Origin of the sequence: uncultured Tateyamaria sp. (assembly GCF_947494755.1) — a bacterium.
Classification (GTDB): Bacteria; Pseudomonadota; Alphaproteobacteria; order Rhodobacterales; family Rhodobacteraceae; genus Tateyamaria.
This window is the reverse complement of the sequence record NZ_CANLVZ010000009.1, coordinates 153396-180352: the sequence shown is the minus strand read 5'-3', so window position 1 is coordinate 180352 and position 26957 is coordinate 153396. Positions and strand designations below refer to the sequence as shown.

20 protein-coding genes are annotated in these 26957 nt (G+C 57.1%); 14 read left to right on the top strand and 6 right to left on the bottom strand.

The window, feature by feature from the left end; translation table 11 throughout:
• Positions 1 to 735: 735 nt before the first annotated feature.
• The 4 genes from Q0908_RS12975 to Q0908_RS12960 all read right to left on the bottom strand — a co-directional run bounded on the left by Q0908_RS12975 (position 736) and on the right by Q0908_RS12960 (position 4799).
• Positions 736 to 1698 carry a sulfotransferase gene (locus Q0908_RS12975; RefSeq protein WP_299284958.1) on the bottom strand — a complete coding sequence of 321 codons (963 nt, stop codon included), beginning with the start codon at positions 1696 to 1698 and terminating at the stop codon, positions 736 to 738.
• On the bottom strand, positions 1695 to 2915 hold the full coding sequence (locus Q0908_RS12970) for a glycosyltransferase (RefSeq protein ID WP_299284955.1): 1221 nt from the start codon (positions 2913 to 2915) through the stop codon (positions 1695 to 1697). The genes Q0908_RS12975 and Q0908_RS12970 overlap by 4 nt, the downstream gene beginning before the upstream one ends.
• Positions 2916 to 3153: 238 nt before the next feature.
• Complete coding sequence (locus Q0908_RS12965; protein ID WP_299284952.1) at positions 3154 to 3453, bottom strand: hypothetical protein; 300 nt, start codon at positions 3451 to 3453, stop codon at positions 3154 to 3156.
• Between the two features lie 548 nt (positions 3454 to 4001).
• Positions 4002 to 4799, bottom strand: a complete 798-nt coding sequence (locus Q0908_RS12960; RefSeq protein ID WP_299284949.1) for a LuxR C-terminal-related transcriptional regulator — start codon at positions 4797 to 4799, stop codon at positions 4002 to 4004.
• Between the two features lie 202 nt (positions 4800 to 5001).
• Here Q0908_RS12960 and Q0908_RS12955 point away from each other — a divergent pair, with 202 nt between their 5' ends.
• From Q0908_RS12955 to Q0908_RS12910, 10 genes are all read left to right on the top strand, one after another.
• A complete protein-coding gene (locus Q0908_RS12955) occupies positions 5002 to 5901 on the top strand; it encodes a 3-keto-5-aminohexanoate cleavage protein (protein ID WP_299284946.1) in 900 nt (299 codons plus the stop codon).
• Positions 5902 to 5932: 31 nt separating this feature from the next.
• On the top strand, positions 5933 to 6937 hold the full coding sequence (gene dctP, locus Q0908_RS12950) for a TRAP transporter substrate-binding protein DctP (RefSeq protein ID WP_299284943.1): 1005 nt from the start codon (positions 5933 to 5935) through the stop codon (positions 6935 to 6937).
• A gap of 55 nt (positions 6938 to 6992) precedes the next feature.
• Positions 6993 to 7484 (top strand): TRAP transporter small permease subunit, encoded by a 492-nt coding sequence (locus tag Q0908_RS12945; RefSeq protein ID WP_299284940.1) that lies wholly within the window; start codon positions 6993 to 6995, stop codon positions 7482 to 7484.
• The gene (locus Q0908_RS12940) at positions 7484 to 8800 is read left to right on the top strand and encodes a TRAP transporter large permease subunit (RefSeq protein WP_299284938.1); all 1317 of its coding nucleotides are present in this window, start codon (positions 7484 to 7486) and stop codon (positions 8798 to 8800) included. Before Q0908_RS12945 ends, Q0908_RS12940 begins: the two co-directional genes overlap by 1 nt.
• A gap of 6 nt (positions 8801 to 8806) precedes the next feature.
• A complete protein-coding gene (locus tag Q0908_RS12935; RefSeq protein ID WP_299284936.1) occupies positions 8807 to 10834 on the top strand; it encodes a dehydrogenase E1 component subunit alpha/beta in 2028 nt (675 codons plus the stop codon).
• Between the two features lie 4 nt (positions 10835 to 10838).
• Positions 10839 to 11240 (top strand): RidA family protein, encoded by a 402-nt coding sequence (locus Q0908_RS12930; RefSeq protein WP_299284934.1) that lies wholly within the window; start codon positions 10839 to 10841, stop codon positions 11238 to 11240.
• Positions 11237 to 12016: an aldolase/citrate lyase family protein gene (locus tag Q0908_RS12925; protein WP_299284931.1), complete on the top strand. Its 780-nt coding sequence runs from the start codon at positions 11237 to 11239 to the stop codon at positions 12014 to 12016. Before Q0908_RS12930 ends, Q0908_RS12925 begins: the two co-directional genes overlap by 4 nt.
• Positions 12017 to 12954: 938 nt before the next feature.
• A complete protein-coding gene (locus Q0908_RS12920) occupies positions 12955 to 15486 on the top strand; it encodes an HWE histidine kinase domain-containing protein (RefSeq protein WP_299284928.1) in 2532 nt (843 codons plus the stop codon).
• 1397 nt (positions 15487 to 16883) lie between these two features.
• Positions 16884 to 18209, top strand: a complete 1326-nt coding sequence (locus tag Q0908_RS12915; RefSeq protein ID WP_299285002.1) for an oligosaccharide flippase family protein — start codon at positions 16884 to 16886, stop codon at positions 18207 to 18209.
• Positions 18210 to 18530: 321 nt separating this feature from the next.
• Entirely contained in the window at positions 18531 to 19370 is an 840-nt protein-coding gene (locus Q0908_RS12910; RefSeq protein ID WP_299284924.1) for a sulfotransferase, read from the top strand.
• 206 nt (positions 19371 to 19576) lie between these two features.
• On the opposite strand, the gene Q0908_RS12905 is transcribed toward Q0908_RS12910, so the two are convergent.
• Both Q0908_RS12905 and Q0908_RS12900 read right to left on the bottom strand, forming a co-directional pair.
• Positions 19577 to 20707, bottom strand: a complete 1131-nt coding sequence (locus Q0908_RS12905) for a nitroreductase family protein (RefSeq protein ID WP_299284921.1) — start codon at positions 20705 to 20707, stop codon at positions 19577 to 19579.
• 611 nt (positions 20708 to 21318) lie between these two features.
• On the bottom strand, positions 21319 to 22512 hold the full coding sequence (locus tag Q0908_RS12900; protein ID WP_299284918.1) for a polysaccharide pyruvyl transferase family protein: 1194 nt from the start codon (positions 22510 to 22512) through the stop codon (positions 21319 to 21321).
• Between the two features lie 531 nt (positions 22513 to 23043).
• Between Q0908_RS12900 and Q0908_RS12895 the strand changes: the two genes are divergently transcribed.
• The 4 genes from Q0908_RS12895 to Q0908_RS12880 all read left to right on the top strand — a co-directional run bounded on the left by Q0908_RS12895 (position 23044) and on the right by Q0908_RS12880 (position 26751).
• Positions 23044 to 23328 (top strand): hypothetical protein, encoded by a 285-nt coding sequence (locus Q0908_RS12895; protein ID WP_299284915.1) that lies wholly within the window; start codon positions 23044 to 23046, stop codon positions 23326 to 23328.
• A 410-nt stretch (positions 23329 to 23738) separates the two neighbouring features.
• Entirely contained in the window at positions 23739 to 24866 is a 1128-nt protein-coding gene (locus Q0908_RS12890; protein ID WP_299284912.1) for an RNA ligase RtcB family protein, read from the top strand.
• Positions 24867 to 24868: 2 nt separating this feature from the next.
• A complete protein-coding gene (prfH, locus tag Q0908_RS12885; RefSeq protein ID WP_299284910.1) occupies positions 24869 to 25507 on the top strand; it encodes a peptide chain release factor H in 639 nt (212 codons plus the stop codon).
• A gap of 20 nt (positions 25508 to 25527) precedes the next feature.
• Entirely contained in the window at positions 25528 to 26751 is a 1224-nt protein-coding gene (locus Q0908_RS12880) for an AAA family ATPase (RefSeq protein ID WP_299284907.1), read from the top strand.
• Positions 26752 to 26957: the final 206 nt, after the last annotated feature.

Below are 26957 nucleotides of genomic sequence, written 5' to 3'. Positions count from 1 at the left end.
TCGATTGCGCAGTTGCAGCGAATGTCTCCTTCGATGGATCGCACCGCAGCAACGACGTACTATGGTTAATGGCAGGGACGGGCCGCACCTGTCATGGCCAACCCTAAATCCTTAGGTTATGGGCTAATCCGGACCTGCTTCGCCGACTACGGCCCGCCCCGCGTTGCCATGACGGTGCCGTGCTTAATCGGTCGTACGATGTGCCCGGCAGACTTCAAATGCGGGTGGACCAGCTCAATTTTTTGACTGACGGTCCGCGGCATCTCAACGCCAGATGTTTTTTCAGTGCGCTGCTGAGCCCTTGCAGCCGGGTGAATCCATACTCAAACTCGTGCTCCGGGTCGGATACATATGCCGCCGTGGATCTGACCGGTTCATGCAGCTACGTGGACAACACCGATACGTTTCTTCTGGACCTCGAAACGATGGTCTGAGCCGTTAATTGTAGGATGACGGCAAGCACAACTTTTTGGTGTTGAGAAACCGACCGACCGGATATCTACAATACTGAGAAGATGGCTGCGTTCTGCATGGGGCAAGGATTGATAGAGGCGCTTGGTGCGGTGAACCAATGAAATGACCCGATGCTGCTGTTCGCTGTCGTAGTCGAGCAGGGATTGTGCTTAAATTTGCAATCCACCTTGCCATGGACGCATCGAACATGGTCAGCGGCTTCTTGATGAACGGTTACCTGACAAGCTGTCACAGCTGGCCCGCAGCGCGAACAGGAACGACTCAAAGGTAGCCATAGCGGTTTAGCATCCAGCCCGCGCGGCGCTGGACCTGCAATCGATCCCTTTCGGGCATTTTTGTCTCCCACGACGCGTCGCGCGAAATGCGAAGTGCACCGCCCATACGGATGCGGCTTCCTGCAACCTGGTGGTCCGCCACAATCTCAGCAAGATCTGGGGTATCTGAGGCCGCAGGCGATACGCCAATCATCGCCAGAACCGGTTGCAACGCGGCGACAGGATCGGCTGTGAAGTCTTCATAGCGCAGGCGGGTTGATCGTTTCTTGCCAAGGCGCGAGGCCGCAAATTCCGCCAATATGTTGAACGCGATCCAACGATGCGTGGTCCGTAATGCCGGGGCTCCACCCACAGAGCGTTGCACACCTGCGCTTGGATCCACCTCAAGAGACTTCATCATCGACCACGCAACCCCACGTCCATCGCGCATCAGATGCAAAAGGGACAGATCCACGCCCGGTGTTCTCGAAAGCGCGATGGCTCGGCTTGGGGATTTTGAGGAGTCAACGATCACACGGCAGTTGGCCGTTTGCCGGATCGCTGCGAACAGGCTGCGTGTAAGCCGCGCATATTCGCGAAAGGACCTAGTCCACGTCATCGCCCCCAAAAGCTGGAGCGGATTGCGCAGTGCTTCGAAGCGTTCTGAGAGGCGCTTGTACCGCTCCATCGTCCCGGGCGGTTCTCCCTCCAGCCAGCGTTCAACGATGACGGACCACAATTCACAGTCACGCACCTGGGCGCCGCACGCACAGTATTCGTTGTTTGCCCAGACGTGACGCTGAAGGTTTCCCATTTCCCCGGCTCCGAAAACGCCCGGGAATTGCCCAAGCGCGATATCGACGACGGTTGAACCGCTGCGCCCATATCCGCCGATATAGAGTACCTGGATAGGTGCCTGCCCATCATGTTCGGCCAGGCGGCCCGGCAGAATGTCGCGACCGTCAGTCATGGCATGCCTTCCTTGCCGTCGCCGGAGGTGTTGTGCTTGGGTGTGGGTCTTGCGGCCAATTCCCGGTAAACGGCCGAGACCTTTGCAACATGTGCCTCGATTGTCAGATTGCGGGCAAATCGTGCTGCCGCCTCGGTGATCTGGCGGCGTTTTTCGGGTTCGTCCAGAACCTTCCTGATCGCGGGAACAAACGCAGCGGGGTCGATGTGGTCCACCAAATACCCGCTTTGCCCATCGATGATTGCCTCGGGATTGCCCCCATGGCGCGTGGCCACAACAGGCGTGCCAAGGTGCATCGCCTCAATCAAAGTGCGCCCAAACGGTTCGTCCAGCGCCGTGACGGCCTGAACATCTACTGCCGCCAAAAGCGGGTCCACCGGAGTGCGGTGGCCCATCAAATGCACATGACCGATCAGCCCCAGTTCTGCGATCAGCGCGCGGCATTGCGCTTCGACCTCAAGCCCGCCGACAGGCTCGGCACCAAAGACGACCCCATGGACGGCGCGATCGGGCATGGCCGTGCGTAGTTCGTGAATGACCCGAACGAAGTGGTCGGGCCGTTTGCGCGGGGTCAACGCGCCAAAATACCCGATAAGGACGGCATCCGAAGGCGCGCCGATTTCGGACAAAAGGGCATGTCGCGCGGCCTTGCGGTCGGGCAGATCGGGCGACAGACTGAATGGGCTCCTTACCACCTCGAACCGGTTTGCAACACTCCTGATGGGTCGCGAAGGGCGTGAAAACTCCGACACCGAGAGGATGCGATCGGCGAAAAGCGGTGCGATCATATTGACGCCCCGCGCATCTGGCGCTTGCCGATGATGCCAGATGAAGCGGGCACCGGCCATCTTTGCCGGTAAGGCCCAACTCGCATGCATCCCGCCGTCATTGGTATGTACGATGTCGATGCGTTCCCGCCGAAGCACGCGCACCAGTGCCGGGACAGCGCGCAGCATGTAGCCGGGAAAGGAAGCATCGCGCTGCCCGCGTTTCAAGCGACCGGCCATGACGGGCGGCTGTTCCAACCGGCGCGTCTGCAACCCGAGTTCCTCTACATGACGACCGAGTGCGCCCGGTTGTCCGTGCAGCATGACCATGGGGGAAAAGTCGCGCCGATCAAGTTGCGTTGCGAGTGTGAGTGACGAGGTGTGACTGCCGCCGATCGTGTCCCCGTCGGCATATGGGAACAACACTCTGATCTGGCTCTCTTTTCTCATCGACAGCTCCCAAGCTTTGTGCCGAGCCTACTGGCTGTAAACGCAAGCGCAAGGGATAATGGCCCCCCGGAATCGGCTTGGAATTCGACGAACCGGGTCAACATAGCGACCCAAATCAGCCTGGCGCGCCCGAGGTTCTGCGCCGCGCCCGACCACACGTCGCGCTACCGACGACCACATATCCAGTGCGCGGTGCGAATGCGTCTTTATGTTGCCCAAGCCAGTGATGACCTAAAATTTAGGCCTGACGGAGGTTTTGGAGGATCAGGTCAGGTACCGCTCGCAGGCTCGTCACAAGCTTGAGCGTCGGTGTTCCAAAGCCCACCAATATCTGCCCGATCACCATTGTTGGGATGCCAAAGAACTTGGCTGCCGATCCAGCCCCGCATAAGAGAAGCTTGCCGCCGACAATCAAACCGGCAAGGCTGATGATGACGACATGGGCGATTACGCCAGCAAGAAACATGCGGTCCTGACCCTGACGGAGTTCGAGGACTGGCTTCCTCTGGCGGTTTGTCGGGATCACAATACGCGTCATGAAGCACTCGGGCGCACCGGGATCACGCTTTTGGGGGTGCATGACTGGAGTGATGCCTTTGCGTCGTTGGTCGGACGGTGCTGCGGCAAGATGCAGGTGAGGCATGACCCGGTGAATCTACCGCTGGTCTGGCTACTCGTCGACGATGGCCGCATGATCCCGCCGCAGTATCGATATCTAGGCCACCCACGGATAACGCCAATAGGAGTCGCAGTTCAGGTATCGCTCACATAATTTGTATCCGGGATTTACACAAATATCGGACCTCAGCGCAGGAATCTCGACGAACTCGCGGTGTACACGAGGTCGGAGGCGGGATGCCGGCCGTTTTTGCGCATTCCATGAACAACCGTTTCGCGGAAAGGCCGCGTGGAAACGAGCTGGCACTTACCTGCCTAACCTAAGTTACTCGCCAACTCGAACGCGTCCGCTGTCCGGCCAAGATTTGTCATGGACTTCGCGAAATTCCCACGCGGCAATTATATTGAAATGGTACATTACTTTTAACACCCGCCAGCCATCATTTTGCTCCCAACTGCCGCAATGGTTCACCCAAAACAAAGGCGCGAAGCTTCTGTGCGATTACGCGCCTTGGTGCGTTTTAAGATCGCTGAAATATGCAGTTTCACCGTTCCGATCGAAATCGACAGCGCCTCGGCGATATCTTGGTTCGAGGCACCAGTGTGAACAAGTTGCATGATCTCCAGTTGCCGGGCAGTCAGAGAACTGCAAACGGTGGTCTGTGTCGCCTGCAGCCGTTCGATTTGCGTTGGGTGTGCCTCGACCATTGAACGGGTGGCAGAGAGAGCTCGGGTGAAGTCATCGAACCTGCGCACCACCTCCGTCACCTGGGGCGCTACGCCGTTGAGGTCGGTTCTGCCGTGGCTTTCAAGCGCGGCCACCGCCTCCGCCAGAGCGTTCAGCGGCTGCAACACATCCTGGGTTGCAATCGCGGCGAACCGGCTTTCGGAAACTTCATTGCGTCGTGCGTCGCTCAGCGCGCGCTCCAAGGCCATCAAAGCTTCGCGCCGGTCCGTGACATCAAGCGCGACGCCGTCCCAGATCACAGTGCCATCGTTCATGCGGCGCGGCTGACCCAAGGAGCGGACCCATTTGGTCCCACCAGATTGCAAAAGCACGCGAACCTCCTCATCCAGCGTCGTCAAGTGCTTCGACGAGTGTTCGAGGGCCGCCACAAAGCGCTCCCGGTCATCGGCATGGATCCATGAATGGTCAACAGCGGTCTCTGCCATGAGTGCTTGTGCATCAAGGCCGAAGGCGGCTTGAACCTCTACACTTACATAACTGTAGCGATAATCGCCGTCCGGCGTGCGTAGCCGCTGCATAGTGTGCCCCGGAAAGGCACCGCCAAGCAGGCTGGTTACATCTAGGGTTCGAGGGGGAGGTGGCTCAATCATATACCTTAAGATATATAATCTAGTGGAAATCGCAACACCTTATATAACTTTATATATCAATTGACCTGATTCTGCCCTATAGCCTCTCGTAGGTGCGGCCAGAAACGGCCGCTAGCGGGAGGATGAAACTGTGGAGAAGGTTATTATTGAAGCGCGTGTCAACGAGTTGGCAACGCGTCGAGGCAATCCGCATGTACCGTTCCTTCCGCGCGAGATCATTGCCGATGCGAAAAGCTGTTACGATGCAGGCGCATCCGTGTTTCACTACCATGGGCGCAAGGAAGACGGCGCGCCGGATCACGCGTCAGAGTTCTATCTTGAAACCAATGCTGGTATCCGCGCGCAGTCCGACATTCTGATCCACCCGACGCTCGGGTACGTGGCCAACGATGCCGACGCTCGCGAACGATTTGCCGCTGTCGAGGCCATGATGAAAACGGCCGAGACCGCGCCGGACTTCGCGCCGATGGATTGCGGCAGCGTGAATGTCGATTGGTGGAATCCCGATACCGGCACATATGACACGACCGACCTGATTTATAAGAACTCGACCGAGACGCTGATGTATTTCGCTGATCGCATCGAACGCTACGGTCTCAAACCATATCTTGTCAGTTGGAATGTCAGCTTTACCAGGCAGATTGAACAATTCTTGAAAATGGGTGTCCTGCGCGACCCCGCCTACGTCTGCTTTTGCATGACGGACGAGATCATCTTTGCCGGCCACCCGGGCACGCAAGCCGGTCTGGATGCGCATACCGCCTTCTTGCCCAAGGATTTTCAGACGGTCTGGACGGTCGTGAACTACAAGGGTGATCTGTTTCATCTGACCGAACAAATCATCCGACAGGGTGGGCACATCTCCATCGGTCTTGGAGATTACGCCTACATGGACGGCGCGCGGCACATGACCAATGCAGAGGTCATCAACAAGATCGTGGCGCAAGCCCGCAGCCTGGGGCGTGAGCCTGCGACCGTCGCAGAAACCCGCGACATTCTTCAAATGAAAAAACCGAAAATAGCGGCCTAAGCCGCAACCAAACCTTATGGGAGGAGACACAATGACACTGAAAACATTGACGATAAGCGCTGCTAGCGTTCTTGCCATGACCTGCGCGGCAGGTGCGGCAGAACTTAAGATGCAGACTTTTCTGGGCGCCAACGCCTCGACCACCAAGGCCTTCGAAGCGATGGCTGCACAGCTTAGTGAAGACACAGATGGGGCTGTAGCCATCACTGTTCTGCCGGGCGGGGCCGTTGTCGGTGCAGGTGAAACGATTGACGCCATAGAGAACGGCCTGCTGGATGGACAATACACCGCACCCAGCTATTTTGCGGGTAAGGATGCTGCCCTCGGCGTGCTGGGCGACACGCTGGCCGCCTATCCCGACAGTGCCACGCGCGACCGCTGGTTCACCGAAGGCGGCGGGCTGGAGCTCGCGCGCGCGCTCTATGCCAAATACGATCTCATGCTGGTGTGTCCGATCTATTGGCCTTCCGAACAAATTCCGTCCAAGGTCGAGATCAAGTCGGTTGCCGATCTGGACGGCATCAAGATGCGAGCGCCTGGCGGTCTTGCCTCTGACCTGCTCAGCCGCGCGGGAGCGTCGCTGGTTACCATGGGCGTCGGCGAGAGCGTGACAGCGATGGAAACAGGCGTGCTAGATGCCACTGATCTCGCGAATGTCGCGCTGAACGTCGCCTTGGGAATGCACAACCAGGCGAAATACTCGGTCCTTGCACGCCATTCCATGGCGGTAACAGAAATGTCGATCTCAATGGATGCGTGGAATGCACTTTCGGCTGAAAACCAGCAAAAGTTCGAGGACGCTTGCAATGCGATGTCGGCGGAACTTCAGGAGACATTGACTGCCGAAGATGCGGCTGCAGAAACCAAAGCGAAGGATGAACTGGGGGTGACATTTATCGCATTCGGCGAAGAGGATGCCGCCAAGTTCCGGGCGATGACAAATGAAGTCTGGGCGGATTGGGGGGCTAAATCCGCGGATGCGCAGGCCGTGGTCGACAGCCATCAAGCGTTCATGGCCAGCATTGGCCTGAATTGATACCTCACGGAAACGGGGTCGTGCCGCTGAGTGCGGCCCCGGTCGGAGCCTTTCAATGACCAGCTTGGATCGATTTGCCCTATGGTTGGGACGCATGTCAGCGTGGTGTTTCGCTGCGATCATCCTTGTGATGGTCTATGAAGTTGCGGCGCGCTATGGCTTTAACGCGCCAACCACCTGGGCACATGAGGTGTCGATCATGCTTGCATCCGTTGGCTTCGTCCTCGGCGGTGCTTTCTGTATGGCCGAAGGCACTCACATGCGCATCTCCTTTCTGGTGGACAAGCGACCCCGGTTGGCGCGGATGTCCGACGCGCTCAGTCTGCTGGCCGGAACTATCTATCTGTCGGGCCTCTGCTATGCCGCTTGGCGGATGGCTGAAAAAGCCCTTTGGCGGTTCTCCCTTTCGGGAGCCTGGGACCCCGAGCGATCCGGCAGCACGCTCAACTCCCCGTTGCCCAGTTACCTCAAGGCACTGTTGTTCGTCGGCTGCGCAGTGTTCCTGCTGCTGGTCCTGCAACGCGTAGTCGCACGGCGGGGGGCCTGATGGACATCGCAACCATGACGCTGCTGATCATTGGCGCCATGGGCTTGTTGCTGATGCTCGGCGTGCCGCTGGCCTTCGTGTCCGGTTCTATAGCGGTGGTGCTGGCCGTCACGCAATTCGGGTGGGACGCACTCTTTATCGTGGGCAGCCGTACCGTCGAATTCCTTGATAGTTTTGCCCTGATTGCGGTTCCGATGTTCGTGATTATGGCCTCGATCATGGAGAAGTCGGGGGTGGCGGGCGATCTCTACCGCGCCTTTCATGTCTGGGCCGGGGGGCTACGCGGCGGCATCGGCGTGGTGACTACGTTCGTCGCAGTTCTGCTGGGCGCGACCACCGGTATCATCGGGGGCGAGATCGTTTTGCTCGGCCTCATCGCTTTGCCGCAGATGTTGAAACTGGGTTACGACAAGAAATTGGCGATCGGCACGATCACCGCTGGCGGCAGCCTCGGCACGATGATTCCACCGTCGATCATCCTGATCTTCTACGGGCTGACGGCCGAGGTAAGCATATCCCATCTGTTTCTTGCTACGCTGGTGCCCGGACTATTACTGGCGGGCCTTTACATCGCCTACATCCTGATCCGCTGCGGGTTGAATCCGGCCTTGGGCCCGCCGTTGAGCGTCGAAGAGCGGGACATGCCGCTCACCGACAAGCTTAAGTTGTTTGGCGGTGTGGCGCTGCCGATGCTGGTGGCGGGCGGTGTGCTGGTTTCGATCTATGCAGGCTTTGCCTCGATCACTGAGAGTGCGGCGCTTGGGGCCTTTGGTGCCGGCGTTGCAGCCTGGGTGCGGGGGCGCTTTAGTTTCGAGATGCTGCGCGATGTACTGGTTCAGGCGCTCCGTACCTGCGGAATGGTATTCTGGCTTGTTTTCGGCACCAATGCCCTGATCGGCGTATACAACCTGATGGGGGGCATCGACTTTGCGCGCACGACACTGGGCGGGGTCTCGAACGAACCGGCAGTGATCCTGGCCGTGATGATCAGTGTTTTCATCCTGCTGGGGTTCTTCATCGACTGGATTGGCATACTTTTCCTGACGATGCCGGTGTTTCTGCCTGTGCTGATACAGCTTGGCTATGACCCGATCTGGTTCGGGATTGTCTTCAACCTGTCGATGCAAATCGCCTATCTGACGCCGCCCTTCGGGCCGGCCTGCTTCTATCTCAAGGGGGCCGCTCCGCCAGATGTCACCCTGCAGGACATCTTTGCGGCGCAATGGCCTTTCATCGCAATCCAGATCGTAGCGCTGATGGTTGTCATTCTTTGGCCCGGCCTGTCGCTGTGGCTGCCGCAAGTGGTTTACGGGTGATCTTCGATGGCTGACGCTTCCATTCTTGACACATTGCCCACCCCCCAAACCAACCGGTTGAACGGCGACGACCACTTGGCGCTGCTGAAACAGATGATGTTGATCCGCCAATTCGAAGTCCGCGCAAAGGAGCTGTTCCTCAAGGGCGTGATCAAGGGCACGGCCCATTCCTCTGTCGGGCAGGAGGCGATTGCAGTGGGGGCCTGCCACGCGCTCGAGCCGCGCGATTTTCTGCTGACCCACCATCGTGGCCACGGACACACCATCGCCAAGGGCGCCGATATCGGAAGGATGTATGCTGAGCTGATGGGCAAGGCCGACGGGTATTGCGGCGGTATTGGCGGGTCGATGCATATCGCCGATTTTGACCTGAACATTCTGGGTGCCAACGGGATCGTGGGCGCAGGCATGGGCCTGGGGACCGGTGCCGCGCTGGCTGCAAAGCTGCGGGGCGATGGCGCGGTGGGCATTGCCTTCTTCGGCGACGGGGCCTCGAACGAAGGGATATTTCACGAGGCGATGAACCTCTGTGCCCTGTGGAAATTGCCGCTGATCTTCTTTTGTGAAAACAATCAGTACGGGCTGACCACAGCCACGGAAAGCGTGGTCGCAGGTGCCGGCATCGCCGCGCGGGGCGATGCGTATGGCGTCCCCTACATGGTGATCGACGGCAATGCGCCCGTCGCCGTTTTTGACGCGGTTGAAAAGGCTGCGCTGCGCGCCCGCGCAGGCGAAGGCCCCACACTGATCGAAGCAATGACTTACCGTTGGGACGATCATTCAATGCGCGCAAATCTGGATGGCTACCGCAGCGCGGCAGAAGAAACGGACTGGCGCGCCCGCGATCCCATCGCGCGGCAGCGCGATCTGGTCCTTGCCGCAGGCGAAATTCGCGCAAATCAGATCGATGCCATTCAGACCGACGTTCATGCTGCCGTAGAAACCGCGATCGACTGGGCGGCGGATCTGGCGGAGCCGGACCTGGAGGCTGCGCAGCAAATGGTCAAGACCCCGGCGCAAGCGCTCGCTCGCGCCGAACCACCTCCCGGCACGCGTTCGATCACCTACAAACAGGCAATAAACGAGGCCTTCCACCTCGAAATGGCCCGTGATGAAACGGTGATCCTGATGGGTGAGGACGTAGGCGCGATTGGCGGGATCTTTGGCACGACCGCGGGCTTGCAGCAGGCTTTCGGGACAGAGCGCGTCCGCGACGCGCCGATTGCCGAAGGGGTACTTGCCAACTGCGGTGTCGGTGCCGCCCTTCAGGGCTTCCGGCCCATCATCGAAATTCAGCTGTTTGATTTTGTCACCCTGATGATGGACGCCATCGTCAATCAGGCGGCAAAAGCACGGTTCATGCTCGGGGGCAAGGCCCGCGTCCCCATTGTCTTTCGCGGGCCGCAGGGGGCGGGCATTCGTCTTGCGGCCCAGCACACGCAATCGCTCGAAATGCTCTTTGCCAATGTGCCGGGGCTAGAGGTTTACGCCCCCGCATCCGCCTATGACGCCAAGGGGCTGATGGCCGCGGCCATCCGCTCGGACAACCCGGTCGTCTTTCTGGAACACAAACTGCTCTATCTCGGATCTGAAGCCCCCGTGCCGGAAGAAGCCTACGAGATCGCTCCGGGACGCGCGCGCATTGTTAGGGAGGGAAGCGACTGCACTGTCATCGCAACGCTCGCTATGGTCGAACGGGCCGAACAGGCCGCCGAACGATTAGCGAAAAAGGGCATCGATGTCGAAGTCATCGACCCACGAACAATCAAGCCGCTTGATATGGAGACCATCCTGGCGTCCGTGCGGAAGACCAACCGCGCGGTTGTAGTGCACGAAGCCCCCCTCTTCGGTGGCTTTGGCGGGGAGATCGCAGCATCAATCATGGAGCAAGCCTTCGACTGGCTCGATGCTCCCGTGATCCGTGTCGGTGCGCCCGAAATGCCCGTTCCTTACAACGACCGGCTGGAACGGGAATACATGCCCGACGCTCGCGACATCACCGCAGCCATAGAAACAGTCTGCTACAGGAGATAACCCCATGCCCAAGCGCCAAGTCATCATCCCTGAGGGGATGGAGAACATCTACGAAACTTACCATTACGCCCCCGGCATTCTGGTGGGCGACACGCTTTATTGTTCGGGCCAAGTGGGACGCGATGCTGACCTGAACGTCGTGGAAGGGGTCGAAGCACAATATACGCAAGCCTTCGACAATATGGGAAAGATATTGGCCGCGGCCGGCGCGGATTGGGATGATGTGGTGGAACTGGAAAGCTGGTTCGCACCCGACATGGGCAATCTGAAAACCTTCATGGCGGTCAAAGATCGTTTCTTCACGAACCTCTATCCGACGTGGACCGGATTTGGCGTGCCCAGCTTTTCCATGCCCGGCATCATCGCCGAAATCAAATGCAAAGCCATTCTGGGGCTGACATCATGACCTGCGACCTCAAGGCGCTGCTTCGCTCTGATCAGACAAGCTTCGGGACATGGACCCAAATTGCCGCGCCCGAACTGGTGGACCTTATCGGGCTCAACGGTTTTGGTTTCACCATCATCGACTGCCAGCACGGGCCCTTCGGCATCGAAACCGCGGAAAATCTCGCAAGAGCGGCGGACGCCAACGGGATTGCAAGCGCAGTGCGGCTTGCTGACAACGACCCTGTACAGATCATGAAGGCGCTGGATGCAGGCATCCGTCACGTGGTCATCCCCAACCTCGAAACGGCTGAGGCCGCGCAGCAGGCAGTCGCGGCCACGCAGTTTGCGCCGCACGGTCTGCGCGGGGCTTGCCCTTGCTGCCGTTCTGGCGGGCATTTCATCCGCAACTGGACCGAATACGTTGCCATTGAGGAGGCCCGAGTGGGTGCCATTGCACTGGTGGAAACCATCAAGGGTGTTGAGAATATCGAGGAGATCGTCAGCGTGCCGGGCCTGACCGCATTGATGTGCGGGCCTTTTGATCTGTCTGTGTCGATGGGGTATGAAGGCAACTGGCGCGCGCCGGAAGTCGGCGCGGCCGTGGCTCATATGGTGGGTGCAGCCGCTGCGGCTGGTGTTCCAGTGATGATGCCTGTTTTCTCGCCCGACAAGGACGAGGCGCGACGCCTAATTGAAAATTGGCGCAGCCTCGGTGTCACCACTTTCGTAGTTGGGTCTGACAAGATCCTGATTGCGGACGCATTTTCGCGTTGGACTGAATATCTCGCAAAATAGTTGGATTTCACATAGGTCCAGAGAGGATTCAATCGCCGGCTCGCCTCTTCCGCCGCGCCCACACTGGCCAACAGCTGCTTCGAAGGTTCGTCCGTCCTGTCGCTTGACCAAAGATATGTGCGTCATGTCAACATCAAGGACAAGTTCGCGTGCCGGATCGCCCGCAAGCGTGAGCGTGAACTGCCGTCGGCCCGGATAGTTCAGGTTTTCGGACCAGCGCCGCTGCCTGTCGGCCTTTTTCCGTCTCCCCATAGCCAATTTCCAGCCACGAAGCATAGTGAAGGTACTCCCGGATTGATCCGGCAACAACGTCGCCAGGTCTTCTGAACCTTTTTCATGATCGCCTTGCCGTCTTCGATCAAGCAGCCCGGCTCCCCGTCAGCCAGACCATCAAGACTCTTCTCGATCATGAACGCCTTTGCGATATTCATCCCCGATCGGGTCAATGGCGTCCAAAGTAATGCTCCACTGCATCTGCGCCTCCATAATAATCCCTGGAGACCACGGTTATCCCGTATTCTTGCGCTCACCCCATCGTTTTGAACGGACCCTCCAGAAATTAAGGAAATAACGGCAAACCAATAACCGATTTTGCTCAGGTTTTTTTTAGGCAAGCGTCTGGAATTAACAGCACTATGACATCAAACGTCCCCACCGAAATATGCCCACCCAGAAAACTGCTTAAAACCCGCATAGGAAGAGGTCGCCAAGCGTTGTGCAGGTTTGGACATGACGCATGAGGTTCAGTAATGTGGAGGCCTCACCAACCAGAATCTGAACTGCGTGGGTAGCACCTGGATTGTTGTAGCGACGCGGTCGCGTGGACACGAAGTGGAAGGGGTCTTCTGGGTGCAATGCAAATCATTTGAGTTTAAGCATTCGTGCACCATTGCTCGGTAACATTTAGCACTAATTGTTTGGAATAGGGCACAGCCATCATGGAACCACTCAAGGGGACCGGAGACATTGAGCGGGCCTTGGATCACTGTGCCTCCGAACCTGTTCACATTCCGGGCTCGATCCAAGGTCATGGCGCGTTGGTGGCGTTCGACAATGACAGCATGCGCCTGACACATGCCAGCACCAATCTTGAAGCAGTAACAGGTCTTGTTGCCGAAGAGGTCTTAGGCGAGAGCATCAATGATGTTTTCCCGCCCGGTGTGCGGCACGACATGGTGAATAACCTGCTCCCAAGTTTTCTGAAGCAAGATACCCGGATGCTTGACCCGCTCGAGTTGAACCAAAAAATTTTACTTGCCAATGCGTCAGCCGCAGGTCCTGCGACGATCTTTGAGTTTGAATACCCAAAAAAACAGGCATCGATAACCAGCGATATTGTCAAGCAACTCGCTTTTTCGACGCAGCAACTTCAGTCAGTTGAAAGCTTCGAGGCCCTGTTCAAATTGGCCGTTCAACTGCTGCAAGTGCTCACGGGATATCAGCGGGTGATGGTCTATGAGTTCGACGCAGAGAACAACGGGACAATCCGAGCAGAGGCGCTTTCCGGCAATGCTGAGCCCTTTCTCGGCCTAAGTTTCCCGGCTTGGGATATCCCGCCGCAAGCTCGAACGATCATGAAGCGCACTCCGTTTCGCTATATCGGTGATGTGAACGCGCCCAACGTATCAGTGTTGGCAGCGAATCCGGACCTACCGCCATTGGACATGACACAGGCCCATCTCCGCGGTGTTTCCGAGGTGCATCTGGAATACCTCAGAAATATGGGGACGCGGGCATCATTGACGTTGAATGTGGTGGTGGACGACCGCTTGTGGGGCATGATTTCGTTGCATGACCCGGCTCCGCGCGTTCCTGACCCATCTGTCCGCGAGTTTTGTCGGAATTTCGTACGCTTCTTCGGACTTAAACTCTCCACAATGCTTCAAAACGACCGACTGAACCGCCTGCGTCGGGCAAGTGTGCTGCGCAAGGAATTGATGGATATCGCTGCTTCTGACGATGCAGATATTCGGCTTAGCACGCGGTTGTTGGAACAGCTCACCGACGCAATGCAGGCAGATGGTGCGCTTCTTGCCAAAGACGGATTTGTGCAAACCTGCGGGCTCGTCTCGAAAGATGCAGCAAGCGCGCTGATAGAATTTGCCAACGGGCAAACGGAGTCCATCAAATCCTCGATGCTTCAGACGGACCACCCAAATCTTGCTCTAGCACTTGGCAACAATATCGCGGGCATGCATCTGACCCCTGTACGAGCCGACAATATGGTCGCCTTTTTTCGACGCGACAGAGAACAGATGACGACGTGGGCCGGGGCTCCTCAAAAGACGATCATCGGAACGGGTGCGGATGCACGGTTGCGGCCCCGCGGATCTTTTGCCGCATATAAAGAGACCGTGCTCGGCACTTCCAACCCGTGGACGCAGGAACAAGACGAATTTGCCAGTGATGTCTGGGCGATCCTGATCAATTCGGAGCATAAAGCGCTTGTCGAAAAGACCACGCGCCAGCAAAAAATGCTCATTGGCGAGTTAAATCATCGTGTCCGGAACCTCCTGACACTGATCCGATCGTTGTCCAGACAATCGCGGGTCACGTCCAAATCCATCGATCACTACGTCGATACGCTCGAGGCGCGGATCGAAGCCGTTGCGAATGCGCATTCGTTGGCGGTTGAACAACCCCAGGCACTCGTCAGCATTCAGAGTATCTTGCGGCAAGAGGCCGACGCGCATGGCAGCGAAGGCGACCGTGTCCGGATTTCAGGGCCGGAGATTGGCCTTCAATCAGAAGTGACTCCGATCTTTGCCTTGGTCATTCATGAACTTATGACAAACGCGACCAAATATGGTGCGTTGTCCGTTCCCGGCGGTGTGGTCGAAATCGAGGTAGAGACGCAGCGTGGCGGATTGAAGCTGCAATGGACAGAGCGGGGCGGGCCAAGCGTCAATGCGCCCAAGCAGAACGGGTTTGGCTCGACATTGTTGGACAATGCCGTTCCGAACGATTTGCGCGGGACGATTGTTCGAGACTTTGCGGAAGATGGGTTTTGCTGCGTTCTGGAACTGCCAGATGCGTTGATCAGTGTCATATCCTTCCAGTCCGACACAACAGCACCTTCTGTTTCGAAAAACCTCTATTCGACCGGACAGCAATTGGACCGGGCGGATGGCGTGTGTCTTCTGGTCGAAGACAACTTTGTTGTGTCAATGGATACGATCAACGTCCTGGAGAGCTTGGGATTTGAGAATGTGCGAACCGCGAATTCCAGCCAAGATGCGCTGCAAGCCATCGAGCATAACGTTCCTGAATTCGCCGTACTGGACGTCAACCTGTCTGGAGGGGATTCATCTTTTGCGATTGCAGAACGATTGCAGGATCTTGGCGTGCCATTCATTTTTGTGACAGGGTATGGTGTCGACGGCGTTCAATCAGATCAGTTTCCGGAGGCCGTCGTGCTCAAGAAACCTCTCCGACAATCTGCGCTTAGCGAGGTTCTGGCCGACCTGTGACGGTACCTCGAATAGGGCTCGAAGCTATCCGCAACGCGCTGATGCGCGCCACGCAGGATACCGACAATGCGCTGCACAGCGACCCCATGTTTGCTTGCCTGGTGGATCCCGAGTTGATGGCGCTACAGTATAGGCGCGCTTTGTCCGTCCTCGCCGAGGTTTAACAGATCATTTGGTGGATCGTTTTGAAGTGCCTGCTTAGATCAGGTCTACGTGCTGGCGACGTGATGATGGCTTGCCGTTTCAAGCCAGTTTGCTCTGAAATTGTCTGCAGCGCAGACAATGGACGAAACGCACTTCACTGTGAGAAGTTACGCGCGTATTTTTGATGCTCTTTACGGTCTGATCAGGCAAACGCGTTGGGTTCGGAGCCCACAAGCTCTTGAGGCGCTCGCTCCGCAGAACCCCAATCGGTGAAGGGCGCAACAGCGCGATGGCGCGCCCTTCTCTGGTGGTGCCGTACCGCAGGGTTTTCCGGCCTCCGGTCCATAAACTGCACAGAGGCGGTTCTTCACTCAGCGAGAGGGCCCAAAGGAAGGGTATCTTTGAGCCTCCTCCATGTGATCAACTACTGGTAAACGATGGGCGTCAGGACCGCGACACCGTATTTGGCTAAACTGGGCTGTGAAGCAGCCGCGTCCGCAACATTGAGTCGTAGGCCACCTACGCCAGTTGAATCGACCTTCCTCCAAAGCGGTAGGAACGCTTTCAACAAGCAAATCGCCTCATGCCCCTTGCGCCTCGGCTGTTTTTCGATAGCCTTTGTCATGTAAGAAATTTTGAACCACCATGTTTTCTGAGGACTTTCGGCTGAAATTACTCATGCCAACCGGCTGCCGGCCAGCAGTCATTACCCGCCAATTCACGCATGGAACGGCATTTTTAGGGAGCATTCCATCTGCACGCTGCACGGTGCTGTTTTTTATACCATTTACATAAGCCTGCGACGGCGTCCCTTGAGTGTTATCGCGACGGGAGCACTGGTAACAAGGCAACGACAATCGGTTCGGCCGAGGTGATTAACACTATGTTTTATAAAGAAATTAGGAAATACGGACAGGTATGTGACCCGGTGGGCGATGTATCGGTCGCTCACGCACGGTCCTCAAAATGCTAGGCCTGAAAATCGTACAACACGCTGGACATGCGCTGCTGCGGGAAGCGACTGCCGACCTCGCTCGTTTACATGCGGGCGCGTACGGTCCCGTCATACACTGCAAAATCGACGCGATCCCCGGTCGTTGGGGGCACTCCGACGAGTGGAAAAAAATGCGTCCTGGTCTGGCCCGCGATGAGGCCAAAGATAAGTGGGCGGCGGTTCCTTTCGCCCATCAACATGGCTTGGAAACTGGGCTCACGGTCCAAGCCATTCCCGGCATCTCGGTGGCCGCCCCGTGATGCGTCGGCTGGCCACGTCTCAGGAAGACAAGAAAGTCGTCGGGCGCATTGCGCGAAACGTCAGTTGGATTTTCTCGTCTCAGGTCGTCACCAGCCTTGGCGGTCTCATTTCGATGGCTGCTGCCGCACGTGCCCTTGGCGCGGAAAGTGTCGCCATCGTGGCTTTGGTCGAGGCCTATATGCGCCTGGTCTCTCTCTTTGTTCATCTGGAGCCTTGGCAGGCTGTCATACGGTTTGGCAGCGAAGCACTTGAGCGCGGTGATACGCGACGCTTCCGCACGTTGATGGGGTTCTCGACGGCTGTCGATCTGGTTCTTGGGGTGGCGTCTGCACTGATTGCCTTCGCCTTGGCCGGACTGCTCGCACCATGGCTCAAACTGGAAGAGCATGTCGGACTGCTTCAGATCGCATCCCTGGCGCTTGCCGTATCACTGCGCCCCACGGGTATGGCGATGTTGCGGCTGTTTGATCGGTTCGACAAACTTGCGCGGCTTGATGCAGGCATGGCCATCGTGCGCGCGATCTCGTCCGTGCTGCTGGCGGTGATGGGCGCTGGACCCGCCGCGTTTGTCGGCATTATCGTCGTCTTCTCTGTGGCCAGCGGAGCGCTTGTGTATATTGCGGGGCGCCGCGTGATGGCCGATCAATTGGCCGACGGACCCGCTGACGGCCCGCTGCAGGCCATTCACGACAACCCCGGCTTGGTGCGGATGTTCTTTAACAGCAACGCCGCCGTGATATTGCGGCAAATGACCCAACGGCTCGATGTGATCCTGATGGCAACACTCGTCTCTCCCACAGCCGTCGGATATTACCACATCGCCAAGCGGAGCGCCTTGGCGGGCTTGCGCCTCGGCAGACCACTCGCGCAAGCGATCTACCCCGAGCTTGCGCGCTTTGCGGCGTCACGTGACGAAGGGCGGCTGTCGCGTTATGTCTACGGAGTGTCCGGCGTGTTTTTCCTGCTGATTATCGTGATCGTGACCCCTGTGTTGATCTGGATCGAGCCACTTATCGTCTATGTCTTTACCGACGACTACCGCGATGCGGCTTTGACGGTGGGGATACAGATCTGTGCCTCCGCTGTACTGCTGGCAGGGGTCGCTTTTGTTCCTGCCCTGCTAAGCACTGACGGCGATGTCGCACTGATCTTGATACGCTTGGGGGTGACGATCCTGTTCTTTGCCACGTTCTGGCCCATGACTGCGCGGTTTGGCGCTGAGGGCGCGGCGGCCACACATCTGTTGTGCAACGTGGTCTGGCTGATTACGACGGGTTTGGTTCTGCGCGCGTCATTGGCGCGCAGGGCGACGCAGACAACGTGACCATCCCGACCCTGCACATCCGGGATGGTGATCAACACTCGGCTACACCCTGGAGCATCGTGCAAGAACGATCTTGTCTAAAAGCCCGCAGGTCTGTAAGGTGTTCTGTGTTTTCATCTGGGATGTGACGCCCAGAACCTATTTAATTTCAAACGCTTCGGGCGACGTCAGAAGCATCCATTTATAGACAAGAACGCATTGCCGCACATGATGGCCGCGTCGATGCCGACAACCGAATTGGCAATATTACAGCGCAACGCGCGATCATGAATCTCGTTTCAGACTATTTTTCAGCACAGCAACTACAGATGATTTTAACACATGAAACTCAGTGATATCGATTTCCTCATCATCGGAGCCGGAAAGTCGGCTTCGACCTGGCTTCAAAATCAACTTCAGTCGGATCCGGCGGTTTATATGCCCGATCCGGAGCTTCACTTCTTTTCCCGAAACTACGAACGCGGCGTAGACTGGTATCTGTCGCAGTTCGATGATGCGGGGCAGGGCAGGATTGTCGGAGAGAAGTCGAATTCCTATCTCTACACGCCCAACGCGGCGACCCGGATCAAACAGCACCTGCCGCATGTCAAGCTCATCGCGCAACTGCGCAATCCGGTCGAGCGGGCCTATTCGAACTACTGCATGCGGTTCAGGCGGGGCGAAGTGGGGGCCGATATCGGGTCCTATCTGGAACCGTCGATCGCTGGTGAGAACCCGCTTTTGGTCTCCGGGCACTTCGCATCTGATCTGGAAGCGTTCATTAACCTTTTTGGTCGCGAGAAACTTCTGATCCTGTTCTTCGAAGGTGTCGCAGGCAATCCGAGCAAACAGATGGCGCAACTGCGCGCTCATCTCGAACTGCCGCCGCACCCGCTGGCCTCTGACGGAGCAGACAAGGTCAAGGACAAAACCGCGCCGGCCGTGCCAGCAGTATGGAGCAAGCGGCTGTCGTGGATGAAACCGATGGTGCGTCCGCTGCGCAACACCGTTGCTTTCGAGGCCGCACGGGGTGTGATCGCGCGCGAGGTCAAGTATCCGCCGCTGACGGACGATTTGCGAAATCGCCTCAACGACTACTATGCGCCGTCAATCGCCGCTCTGGAAGAGTTGAGCGGGCAGTCGCTGTCTCATTGGTACGGGCCTAAGGATCTCGCCAGCTGACAGCTGGCTCTGGGTCTCGAGAAACAATCATGCGGTGGATGGGGTGACCCCGAAATGCAATCGATGCAAAGCGGGGTGTTTGGGCTCCATCGCTGGTGTGCGCAAATCCCTAACGCCCGTCGACATTTGGTCAATCTCCACAACGCAAAGCGCCGCCCCGGATAACCGGAGCGGCGCGTTATGTCACACAGATGCTCCTGTGGCGACTAAGCGTTGTTGAGCGGCGGATTGTACGTCCGCATGACCTCAAGGGGGCGTTTTTGGGAATAGGCGACCGTCGCATCAGGGTCTGGATAGCCTACGGCCATAAACATCACCGGACGTTCGTAGCTTTCGAGGCCCAAGACCTTCTCCGCGCGCCGTTCGTGGCTCTCGATATCTGGCCAGTTGCAAATGCACGAACTCAGCCCGAGGGTTTCCAGCGCGTATGAGAACGACATCGCGGCAAGCGCGCCGTCGATGTAAATCACGTGCCGGTCTTTTTCGCTGTAGAAGGCATCCAGCGACCCAATAATCGCGACCATGACTGGAATCTGGTGTTTCCAACCGATGGTCCCACCTGGCAAAGACGCCGCCGTGGCGATCATTTCGGGGTCATCAAAGACGATGAACCTGAAGGGTTGGCGGTTGCACGCACTTGGCGACAGACTTGCGATGCCAAAGGCTTTGTCCAGCAGGTCGCGAGGCACGGGCTTTTGCTCGAACCACCGTACGGAGCGTCGCTTGATCGACAATTTCTCAAGCTGTTCGAATGACACGGGATGCTCATCAAGGTTGCGCTTGTAGGGAATACGCTCGCCGGCCTCGCCGCTGCCTGTGGGCGTCGGGCACTTGTCGAAGACTTCGCGAGCGTGATCAAGAACGGGATCAGCGGCGACGACTCTGAAATACTCGCTCAACACATCATAGGCCCAGTGAAGCGACTCCGCGGAACTCTCGGCGGAGCGCTCGGGGGCATCGACCACCTTACGATATACGTTCACCGTTTCAAGGATGTAGTCCTTGGCGAATACAGGACGCCGGGGCCGCATCGACAGGCCCTTTTCAAGCCGATGCACGTTTCGGCGCATCAGAAAGACGTTCGCGTCATCCTCTTGCAGCTCAGCGTGGTATTTTGCCAAACCGGCCAGCACGGCACGTTCCTCGCGCTGAAACTGTCGTGACAGCAAGGCGTAGTATGCCGTGGACAAGGGGCGCGCGGACGAGGCGACCCTCAGGCCACCGGTCTGTGCCGAGGTTGCCATGCGGACGGCTCTGGATTCCCGAAACATGAGGCGGGCATCGCGCAGCCGATCGACTTGGTTCTCGGATAACATATTCTTTACAAAGGTTTTCATCTCAAAAATCCTCGGTGGGTAAATCGTTTCTGGAAATTGGTACAAAGGCATGATGGCAAAAGGCCGTCATCGCAGTCGTTTTCAGCGCTCCGTACCGAAACGGAGTGCGGAAATTTGGCTCAATCGGATGGTGTTGTCTGGCCATAGATCCGGCACGCAACCCGCGCGCGCCTCGTTCGGAAAAACCGCCGTTACGATGAGTTGTCGGCCCGTCTATGCCGCAAATCTCGGGGAAACGAATCGTGGTTCCAGGCAACGCTGCGCACATACGCATCGCCGAGCGGACACTTTCGTAACCGTTAAGGATTGGCAGACCTTTGTGCAAAGCCGTCGTCATCAGATAAATCAATCATCGTAAGTATATAAAATAATACGTTTCTTATAGTACGAATGACCCGTGCAAATCAAGTGGTCTGATCAGCGCGTTGTCGCGCTTTGAGCTTCGATCCTGCGGTGACCGGGTCAGTGTTTGCGCGACATCGATCGAAATAGCGTGAACTCCATCGATGCGTTCGGGGACGCGCATCGACGGGGCTGAGGTTCGTCAGGAAGTGGATTTATGCGCGCGCAAGGCCCTGCGCCCGCATTTTGTCCCGCCTGCTTGCGCCGGATCAGGCCTTCAGGTTCAGCGCATCGATGGCGTCTTCGATAACAGACGTCGCCTGAACCCTCTCCAGGCATTTCTTGATTTTCTCGGACTCATCTTCGTGGTTGTCAGCCATGTGGTCAACTTGCTTGAGAAGCTGATCAACACCCAGTTCCCGAATGTCAAAGACGTAGTCTTGTTGTTGGAAATGCTCCGCCAGGTCTTGGTATTTGCTCGCCCATCCAAGAATGATTGCAGGAACGGCACCCCTGTATGCAAACACCACGGAATGGTACCGTGAGGCGACCACGTATTTGAAGCGTCCAATGATATCGATGAGCTCGGGGCTGGAGTACTCACCGTTGATGATGCTCACCTTGCTTCTGTCTCGCATCATGTTCAGAACTTTTTCCACAAGGTGCGTATCAGCCGTGGAAGTGTTCAGAACGTAGATTTTCTCACCGTTGTCGGTGAGTCGGTCCAGCAGTTTCGCGTAAAGGCCGAAAACCGCATCAGAGTCGCCAATCCGAAATACGTTTTCATTGATAATGAACCCGACGGAGCCCGGAGCCGGATACTCAACTTCCGAAGCCATTGAAGGCGAGGCGTAGATATCGGATGCGGTTGGAAAGAGATCTTCTCTGATCACCATATCCGACGACAATTCCACATTGGTCAGCCCCAAGGACAAAAGGCACTCATATCCTTCTTTCTCGCGGGCGTAGATCTTGGTGCAGTACGCAAGCTCTTTTTTGACGCTCTCCAAGAAAGCCGTATTGTCCCCTTCCCAGTCAAAAGGGCCAAAACTCTGAGGCATCAGGATGATCTTCTTGTTGTGACGTTTGGCCAGCCGTATCGTCTGCAAAAGCAACTCTCCGCCGCCTTTGGGCCAGCCGGACCCCAGAGTATAGCCGCTCGCATCAAAGATCGCGTCCGCCTCGCGCAGCGCCTTTTCCAATTCCGGGATTTTGCCTTTCCACTTGTCGGTCTTCTTCCAAATACCAGCCAAATTAGTCAAAAGCGGAACAAGAAAGGGGACCATACTCAATCTCTTGTTCAATACAATTCGCGTATAGTCGTCATATGGCAGCAGCTTCAGGCTGTACTTCTCGGGTGAATCGTATTTGTTCGAGAATCCATAGACTTCACAGTCTTTGAATACCTTTTTGAGGCTGAAGCAGAGCGTCAGGAACATCGCCTGAGACCCCTTATTCTTCATCTGAGTTCCTGTAACTATAAATTTTTTCATACAAATACACGGCTTACGGGAAATTGCCGCTTTTCTCCTATATCTTTAATCAATTATCGAAGCCGCTGTGGACCTCGACACGTTTTGTTAGCCTGATGACATGCTGAATGCAACGGCGTGGCATGGTTCAAAGCTTCGTTGCTTGGGATCTCGCTCGACAAAATCTCAATCCAGTTGGCCGTGTGGTTTCTGTCTGCGATGCGCTCGGCAACGTGGGATCAGGGATCGCGCTGCCTCAGAGATAGGACCTCAGAATGCTGCGCAGCCAACAAAGGTAGACGTCATGCGCAATTCCTGAAGTTGAATATCTCAAAGCGCGCGTGAGAAAACCCCGCGGCAACCTACGTTTGTACGCCATTCCAACGTCGCGAGCCAATGGACAGCGCCCATATCGGTTAAGCCCCCTTCGACTGGTCTGACAATGACCCGATTGACACTGGCCGCTGCGTTGCCTTTGACATCGGGGCGGGGCGTCCAATTCGGCAGGCTGAGGTTGGATTGATGAAAACCACATTTTTGCGCGTAAGCGAGGCGTTTGATCGGCTTGCCGAACAAATGGTCGCGGATACTGCCCGCGGCACGGGCCTGATGCTGGGCTTACGGGTTGATCGCAAATCGCGCCGCATATTCGCTCTTGCGGTGCTTCGTCTGGTGACTCCGAAGGACTCATTCCGACCGATGCTCGTCGTGATGCAAATGGCAGCGTCGGATCGGACTTTCGCCCTCTTTAGGTGCTCCCTCTCCAAGGCGCATCCCGAGAATGCGAACGGCTTTTGGGCCAACTGACATGAAAAATTGTGAATTTTCGTCAGTGGGTGGCAAAGGCCGAAGTTCGATGCGAATGGAGCATCGGTAAAGCACACTCACTGCTGTCGTCGGAGCAAAAGCAGCATCGTTCCTTTAAGCTGACCTTGGCCTCGGCATCGTGGGGCGCGACATTGACGTGACGGAAATGCAACATCCAATTCGTCTAGGGAAATTTGGTTTGTTGGAATCAACAGATGTCTCTAACCAGTGCAATCTCGATAGTCTTCAGGACCCAACTCGTAACCCAGCCAAGAAAGGGCACCACATGACTATTCATCGTATCGCCCTTCAGGGCAGATCAAAGCTTGCGCCACTAACTGGCCTCGCATGATTTTATGCACTGACCATTTGGTCAGCATATCTACATTACGACTATTGGGTACTACTCCATGGGCAATTCTGTCTTGGATGGTCGCACGCCTGCTGTTTCCAGCGGTGGCACCATCACGAAATTCTATACATCTGCGACCTGGGTCGAGGGTCGCGCAGAGCAGCAACTCGAACAGGTTGCGGGTTGGGCTGGCGTGCGCCGTGTCGCCGCTTTTCCTGATGTACATCCCGGCAAATACGGCCCAGTGGGCTGCGCGGTGCTGGCCGACCGCATCTATCCGCAACTGATCGGCAACGACATTGGCTGCGGTATGTCGTTGTTTCAGCTGGACTTGCCAACCCGCAAGCTAAAGCTGGCAAAGGCCCTTCGACGCATGCGTGTTCTGGGTGAACCAGACGACACTGACCATACCGGCTGCATCGAACAGAGCGGCTTGCCGGTCGATCTGTTCGCGACGTCGCTTGGCACCATCGGCGGGGGCAATCACTTCTGCGAGGTGCAGACGCTGGCTGACTGCGATCCAGACACGAGTCTGGACACATCTTTGATCTATCTGCTGGTTCATTCCGGGTCGCGCGGATTGGGCAGCGCAGTTTTTGGCAATCTTCCCGAAGACGCCTTCTTGGGCATGTCGTCCGACGACGCACTCGCATATGTGACGGGTCACGATCAGGCGGTGCGTTGGGCACGTCTCAACCGCCAGATCATCGCACAGCGTGCGGCCGAGGCCTTGCGGGCTGATCTGCGCCTGATCGTTGACGCACCACACAACCTGCTGACGAAAGCGACAGATGGTTGGTTGCATCGCAAAGGCGCGGCCAAGGCTGACACGTCACTGGTCCCGCTTGCAGGGTCGCGCGCGACGCCCAGTTATCTGCTGCAACCAATGGCCCACGATAATGCATTGGGATCAACCGCCCATGGGGCGGGGCGGCGCTATGATCGCGGGTCCATGCATGGGCGGGTCAGGGCAAAGCGTTCGGATATTGAGGCAATGCAACGTACGCCCTTTGGTGGCCGCATCATTTGCGAAGATCGGGACCTGCTCATCGAAGAAGCGCCGATGGCCTACAAATCGTCGCAGACCGTGGTTGCCGACCTTGAGGCAACCGGGGCTGCGGTGCCTGTCGCGACGTTCCACCCGTTGCTGACGTTCAAGAAAAAACGGGCGGAGGGCAGATCGTGAGCATGAGCACCGAAATCTGTCTTTTGATCACCAGTGGTAACGGCCCCGGCGAATGTCATCAGGCTGTCGTTGGGGTTTTGCGGCGTCTGCAGCAAGAGGCCGACTTTGCAGGGCTGGAACTCGATGTCAGCGCGACACCCGCCAGGCACGGGTTGAAGTCAGCGGTAATTCTTCTTCACGGTGCCGAAGCTCGTGCGTTTGCTGACCGCTGGCAGGGAACCATCCGCTGGCGCGCCAAAAGCACGCTGCGACCCCATCATAAACGGATCAATTGGTTTGTGGGCGTGTCTGAACTGGTCCAACAAGCCAACCAGGCGATGGCAATCGGTCGGCATGAGGTGACGTTCGAAAGTTTCCGCGCTGGCGGTCCGGGTGGGCAGCACCAAAACACAACCGACAGCGCGGTTCGGGCGACGCATGGTCCGACCGGTCTGGTCGCAGTCGCCCGCGAAATGCGCTCGCAGCATCGCAATAAGGCTTTGGCACTAAAGCGGCTCCAAGCCTTGATGTGTGCGCAAGCCGCCGCTGATCAGGAGGCAGATAGAGGCAGTCAAAACCAGCTTCACAACGCGCTCGAACGCGGAAACCCCATTCGCTGTTTCAAAGGCCGTGCCTTTCATGAGGAAGGGGGCAAACGATGACTGACATGTGGAACAGCGTCTTGGACGATGCGCTGCAAAGTGACTTCTTCGCTGGCGGTCTTGCGCTTGGCGCCTTTGGCCTTCTGGCAGCAACGTTGCGTGTGAGTCTGATCGCACTTTACCACATCGTTATGCGTCGTGTCTGGGTCAGCCTGACACTGGACAATCGGAGTGCCGCCTATCGTCATTTCTGCATTTGGATGGAGCACAACAACGTGCTCGCAAGGTCCAGACATGTCCGCATGACCGACGGTCGATGGGCAAGTGGCACGAAGGGCTATGCACCTGCCCCCGGACGACACTGGTTCGTCCGACACGGCAAGATCTGTCGGCTTGAACGCAACATTAACGAAAAATCCAAGGTCGGTTCGTCACATAACCCACGTCCAATGGAGACGTTGCATGTGACGGTGCTGTTTGGGCATGTCTCTACCATGTTGGGTTGGATCGCCACCGGCCGGCAGATTGCGCAAGCAAAGGACCGCGTAGGTCCCGGGCTGCATGTCCTCAAGGACGGCTACTGGGACAGCCTTGGAGACATCCCGCGTAGGTCAATCGATACTATTCTTGTCGATGACGACCGGATCGAGAAGATCGCTGAAGATATGCGTTGGTTTTACGCCGCGCGTGACTGGTACGCTGACCGAGGTGTGCCATGGCGGCGAGGTTACTTGTTCCACGGCCCACCGGGTACTGGCAAATCCAGCCTGATCCGGGCGCTTGCGTCTGAGTTGTCTCTGGATATTGCGACACTGGATGTGGGGCGCCCCTGCATGACCGATGATGATCTGCGCGAAGCACTCATCTCTGCACCAAAGGACTCCTTGATCGCCATTGAAGATGTGGATGCGGTGTTCACTCAGCGTGATGGCGCTGAGAAACGCTCGGGCGTCAGTTTTTCTGGCTTGCTGAACGCCATTGACGGAATCGGTGCGCAAGAAGGGCGGGCGTTGATCATGACGACAAACCACAAAGAAAAACTTGACCCGGCCCTGATCCGCCCTGGCCGCGCCTACATGCATACAGAACTTGGATTGGTAAACGCGAAAACCGCCAGAAGATTGTTTGATCGCTTTTTCCCAGCAGAAGAGGGCCTTGGGTCACAGTTTGAACAGCGGCTTGGCGACACAAGATGCAGCCCCGCAGAGATACAGGGCTGGCTGCTCGCGAACAGCTTTGACCCATCCTCAGCCGCATTGGTAGCGGGCTTGCGGCCAAGCTCGACAGAATTGGCCGCCGAATAACCAACATAGAACTTTGCGGCCCAAATCTGCCGTTGGCCCGGCCAACGGTTTCTGCGAGCGCAGCCCGCTTGCTGGTATTTCACCTCAAAACCATCGCGATAGCGGTCACCGGGTTGTGGCGCAGCATTCGCCGCTTTGTGCGATCTGCCCAAAGGAGACGTCTTCGAAAAATTTCCAGTCCGTCTGCTGACAACGGCCCACCCGCT

What these genes read in the sequence shown, in the direction of transcription:
- Q0908_RS12965 (WP_299284952.1), bottom strand. Translation starts at nt 3,453, where the DNA reads ATGACGCGTATTGTGATCCCGACAAACCGCCAGAGGAAGCCAGTCCTC.
- Q0908_RS12890 (WP_299284912.1), top strand. Translation starts at nt 23,739, where the DNA reads ATGGGCAATTCTGTCTTGGATGGTCGCACGCCTGCTGTTTCCAGCGGT.
- Q0908_RS12960 (WP_299284949.1), bottom strand. Translation starts at nt 4,799, where the DNA reads ATGCAGCGGCTACGCACGCCGGACGGCGATTATCGCTACAGTTATGTA.
- Q0908_RS12925 (WP_299284931.1), top strand. Translation starts at nt 11,237, where the DNA reads ATGACCTGCGACCTCAAGGCGCTGCTTCGCTCTGATCAGACAAGCTTC.
- dctP (WP_299284943.1), top strand. Translation starts at nt 5,933, where the DNA reads ATGACACTGAAAACATTGACGATAAGCGCTGCTAGCGTTCTTGCCATG.
- Q0908_RS12900 (WP_299284918.1), bottom strand. Translation starts at nt 22,512, where the DNA reads ATGAAGAATAAGGGGTCTCAGGCGATGTTCCTGACGCTCTGCTTCAGC.
- Q0908_RS12935 (WP_299284936.1), top strand. Translation starts at nt 8,807, where the DNA reads ATGGCTGACGCTTCCATTCTTGACACATTGCCCACCCCCCAAACCAAC.
- Q0908_RS12930 (WP_299284934.1), top strand. Translation starts at nt 10,839, where the DNA reads ATGCCCAAGCGCCAAGTCATCATCCCTGAGGGGATGGAGAACATCTAC.
- Q0908_RS12945 (WP_299284940.1), top strand. Translation starts at nt 6,993, where the DNA reads ATGACCAGCTTGGATCGATTTGCCCTATGGTTGGGACGCATGTCAGCG.
- Q0908_RS12975 (WP_299284958.1), bottom strand. Translation starts at nt 1,698, where the DNA reads ATGACTGACGGTCGCGACATTCTGCCGGGCCGCCTGGCCGAACATGAT.
- Q0908_RS12895 (WP_299284915.1), top strand. Translation starts at nt 23,044, where the DNA reads ATGAAAACCACATTTTTGCGCGTAAGCGAGGCGTTTGATCGGCTTGCC.
- Q0908_RS12905 (WP_299284921.1), bottom strand. Translation starts at nt 20,707, where the DNA reads ATGAAAACCTTTGTAAAGAATATGTTATCCGAGAACCAAGTCGATCGG.
- Q0908_RS12920 (WP_299284928.1), top strand. Translation starts at nt 12,955, where the DNA reads ATGGAACCACTCAAGGGGACCGGAGACATTGAGCGGGCCTTGGATCAC.
- Q0908_RS12910 (WP_299284924.1), top strand. Translation starts at nt 18,531, where the DNA reads ATGAAACTCAGTGATATCGATTTCCTCATCATCGGAGCCGGAAAGTCG.
- Q0908_RS12915 (WP_299285002.1), top strand. Translation starts at nt 16,884, where the DNA reads ATGCGTCGGCTGGCCACGTCTCAGGAAGACAAGAAAGTCGTCGGGCGC.
- Q0908_RS12940 (WP_299284938.1), top strand. Translation starts at nt 7,484, where the DNA reads ATGGACATCGCAACCATGACGCTGCTGATCATTGGCGCCATGGGCTTG.
- Q0908_RS12970 (WP_299284955.1), bottom strand. Translation starts at nt 2,915, where the DNA reads ATGAGAAAAGAGAGCCAGATCAGAGTGTTGTTCCCATATGCCGACGGG.
- prfH (WP_299284910.1), top strand. Translation starts at nt 24,869, where the DNA reads ATGAGCACCGAAATCTGTCTTTTGATCACCAGTGGTAACGGCCCCGGC.